Raw genomic sequence first — 3,537 nt, 5'->3', positions numbered from 1 at the left:
AGAAGACACCGCGGTGGATGGCACGGGCTTCGCCCGTGTTCGCGGGCAAGCCCGCTCCCACAGGGATCGCGCCAGCTTTTAGAAATTGAGCAAGACAGTTGCTCCCACAAGAAGTCCGTGCGGGCCAGCTGACGGGTGCAACACAGCAGCCCTGCAACACCGGCAAGCGGGCGCTTGCCGGCCGGCTGCGCCGATCACTTGATCAGCGGCACACCACTCAGCTTCTGCAGCTCGTCAAAGTCGATATCCGCGCAAATCTCAACCACTTTCAGCCCTTCAGCCGTCACTTCCAGCACGGCCAGGTCGGTGTAGATACGGCTAACGCAACCAATACCGGTCAGCGGGTAGGTGCACTCGGGCACCAGTTTGCTTTCGCCAGTCTTGGTCAGGTGGTCCATCATCACGAACACCTGGCGGGCGCCAGTGGCCAGGTCCATCGCGCCGCCCACGGCTGGGATCGAACCTTCGGCGCCGGTGTGCCAGTTGGCCAGGTCGCCTTTCACCGACACCTGGAAGGCGCCCAGTACGGCGATGTCCAGGTGGCCGCCGCGCATCATCGAGAACGAGTCGGCATGGTGGAAGAAGGCGCCACCGGTCAGCAGGGTCACGTGCTGCTTGCCGGCGTTGATCAGGTCATCGTCTTCCTCGCCCGGCGCCGGGCTTGGGCCCATGCCCAGCAGGCCGTTCTCGCTGTGCAGGAACACTTCCTTGTCGCCCAGGTAGTTGGCCACCAGGGTCGGTGCGCCGATGCCCAGGTTTACGTACGCGCCTTCCTGGATGTCTGCGGCCACGCGCTGGGCCATCTCGGTGCGGGAGAGCTTTTTGGTGATGGTCATGGCAGGCCTCAGACAGCTTTGGCAAGCGAAGAAGCGCCAGCGCCGGTAACGGCGACCACGCGCTGGACGAAAATACCCGGGGTAATGATGTGCTCCGGGTCCAGTTCACCGAGTTCGACAACCTGGTCAACTTGGGCGATGGCCGTCTTGGCGGCCATGGCCATGATCGGGCCAAAGTTGCGCGCGGCCTTGCGGTAGGTCAGGTTGCCCCAACGGTCGCCCTTGTGCGCCTTGATCAGCGCGAAGTCGGCGTGCAGCGGCATTTCCAGTACGTACATGCGGCCGTCGATTTCACGGGTTTCCTTGCCTTCGGCCAGCAATGTGCCGTAGCCGGTCGGCGAGAAGAACGCACCAATGCCCGAGCCCGCTGCGCGAATGCGCTCGGCCAGGTTGCCTTGCGGTACCACTTCCAGCTCGATCTTGCCGGCACGGTACAGTTCGTCGAACACGTAGGAGTCGGACTGGCGCGGGAACGAGCAGATCACCTTGCGCACGCTGCCCGCCATGAGCAAGGCGGCCAGGCCGATCTCGCCATTGCCGGCGTTGTTGCTGATGATGGTCAGGTCGCGGGCACCGGTTGCGATCAGGCCATCGATCAGCTCGGACGGCATGCCGGCAGTACCGAAGCCACCGACCATGATGGTCGACCCGTCGGTGATTCCTTCCACCGCGCTGGCGATGGACTCAAACGTTTTATTGATCAAGGCGAGCTCCTGGTTGTTCCTGGAGTTGTGGTTGTCGGGCTGGCCGGAGCGCGTGAAGCGATGGGGCCTGTCAGCACTTGAAATTGTTTGCTGACTTTCGCTATAGCGTGCCGCAAGATGGGGCAACAGTAGAGAGGCTTTGGCTGAATTTGTGCGATTATCGAACTGTTGTGCGATGTGCGAGCAGTTTTGGCGGCTATTTGTCCAGGCTGTGGTGGTGCTGCAGAACAGTGCGCAGAAGGTGAGGGTGGATGCCGGCAAGCTGGAGAAGCTGGTGCGGCAGTTCGAGATCAGTGGTGATGGCGACCGGGCTGTGCAGGCCTGACGATTTTGTTGCGAATCGGCATATCTCGGCCATTCTTCAAACATTCTGCCAAGCAAGCGCCACAGGGGAATCAAGGATGTCTTCATACCGTCACGCACGCGTACTGCTGCTGGGTGCTGCCGCACTAGCGCTCGCAGCCTGTGCCAACATCGATGTCAAGACCACCGAGTACGTAGGCGCCCCGCATGCGGCGCCAACCCAGGCCAGCAATGTGGAAATCCTGCGTACCGAACCCACCAAACCCCATGTGCGGCTGGGCGAGATCGTGGTCAGCGCCAGTACCGAACCGGCACCCTCGGCCACCGAAATCGAACAGAAGCTGCGCGTGGAAGCCGCAAAGATCGGCGGCGATGCCGTAGTCGTGGTGTATGACCGGATCCAGCCGGTGGCGGCGTATGTCAACGGCCCACTGTGGAACCGGGATATCGAGGCCGTCGAGGGGCGCAAGCTGCAGGGTGTGGTCATCCGCTATACCCGTTGACTTGTGCATGCGTACAAAGCCCCCCCGCACGAGGGCAATGCGTCATGCAACCAAGCTTCAGGCATCATGTACTCAGCCCCATCCTGAAAAGCTGAACCCGTCGAATGTCTGAATCCAGTAAACCCAACCGCGCCATCTACGACCTGGATATGCTCCGCACCGTGGTCATGGTGGCCGACTGCGGCAGTTTCACCACCGCCGCCGCGCGCCTGCATTCCACCCAGTCCACGGTCAGCCAGAAGGTGCGCCGGCTGGAAGAAATGGTCGGCCACCAGTTGCTCGACCGCAGCAACCGCGAGGTGCACCCGACCGATGCCGGGGAAACCCTGCTGGGTTATGCGCGGCACCTGTTGGCAGTCAGCAGCCAACTGACCGAAGCCATGTCGGGCGGGGTAACGGTGACCGTGCGCATCGGCCTGCCGGACGATTTTGTTGCGGGCAAGACGATGCAGGCGCTGGCCGCGTTCAACCGGCGCAACCCGACGGTGAAGCTGGAAATTACCGGTGGCCTGAGCCGGGACTTGATGAGCAGCTACGACCGTGGCGATCTGGACCTGGTGCTGATCAAGCAGCGCCGGCATAGCCGCGAGGCCAATGCTTGCCAGCCAGAGTGCATCGAGTGGGTCGACAGTGCGCAATACCCGTGTTTTGCCCAGGACCCGATCCCGCTGGTGACCTTTCCGCCGCGGGGGTTGTACCGGGACGACATGATCAGCGCGGTTGAGGCCATGGGGCGCAGTTGGCGGATTGCTTTTACCAGTTCGAGCCTGGCGGGGATCCAGGAGGCGGTGGCCAATGGGTTGGGGGTTAGCCTGCTGCCGTCGCGAGTGGTGACAGGTGGGCATCGGGTGCTGGGGGCGGAGCAGGGGTTCAAGCGGATCAAGGTATTTGAGGCGGCGATTTTTCACCGGCCTACGGCGGACCCGATGGTGGTGGAGCTGGCTGAGATTCTGATTGGCATTTTGCGTAGCGAGGCGGAATAAGTCTTGGATGGCAAGGGCTTCGCCCGTGTTCGCGGCTCATGCCGCTCCTACAGGTACCGTGCAGGCTCCAGGCTCACGCGGACCCTGTGGGAGCGGCTTTGAACTGGTCAAGTAATTTTGGACACCGGTTAAGGTTCATGCCGCTATCTTGAGCTTTTCCTCCATGGCTACCGGTGTTTCATAGCCGTTGTAGCTGTGGAGGCGCTTG

The 3,537-nt window shown here is 62.1% G+C and carries 5 protein-coding genes; 3 read left to right on the top strand and 2 right to left on the bottom strand.

Annotated elements, in window-relative coordinates; all coding sequences use genetic code 11:
- Positions 1-194: 194 nt before the first annotated feature.
- Positions 195-836: a 3-oxoacid CoA-transferase subunit B gene (locus ABE456_RS28330; RefSeq protein WP_110743852.1), complete on the bottom strand. Its 642-nt coding sequence runs from the start codon at positions 834-836 to the stop codon at positions 195-197.
- Between the two features lie 8 nt (positions 837-844).
- A complete protein-coding gene (locus ABE456_RS28325) occupies positions 845-1,540 on the bottom strand; it encodes a 3-oxoacid CoA-transferase subunit A (protein ID WP_346646880.1) in 696 nt (231 codons plus the stop codon).
- 175 nt (positions 1,541-1,715) lie between these two features.
- On the opposite strand from ABE456_RS28325, the gene ABE456_RS28320 reads away from it, so the two are divergent.
- From ABE456_RS28320 to ABE456_RS28310, 3 genes are all read left to right on the top strand, one after another.
- Positions 1,716-1,865: a hypothetical protein gene (locus ABE456_RS28320; protein ID WP_346646881.1), complete on the top strand. Its 150-nt coding sequence runs from the start codon at positions 1,716-1,718 to the stop codon at positions 1,863-1,865.
- 76 nt (positions 1,866-1,941) lie between these two features.
- Complete coding sequence (locus ABE456_RS28315; RefSeq protein ID WP_346646879.1) at positions 1,942-2,346, top strand: hypothetical protein; 405 nt, start codon at positions 1,942-1,944, stop codon at positions 2,344-2,346.
- 104 nt (positions 2,347-2,450) lie between these two features.
- Positions 2,451-3,329, top strand: a complete 879-nt coding sequence (locus ABE456_RS28310) for a LysR substrate-binding domain-containing protein (protein WP_346646878.1) — start codon at positions 2,451-2,453, stop codon at positions 3,327-3,329.
- Positions 3,330-3,537: the final 208 nt, after the last annotated feature.

The sequence above is a fragment of the Pseudomonas sp. TWI929 genome (assembly GCF_039673335.1).
In the GTDB taxonomy this organism is placed as follows: Bacteria; Pseudomonadota; Gammaproteobacteria; order Pseudomonadales; family Pseudomonadaceae; genus Aquipseudomonas.
The sequence above is the reverse complement of the archived record's forward strand: the minus strand, read 5'-3'. Positions and strand labels throughout refer to the sequence as shown.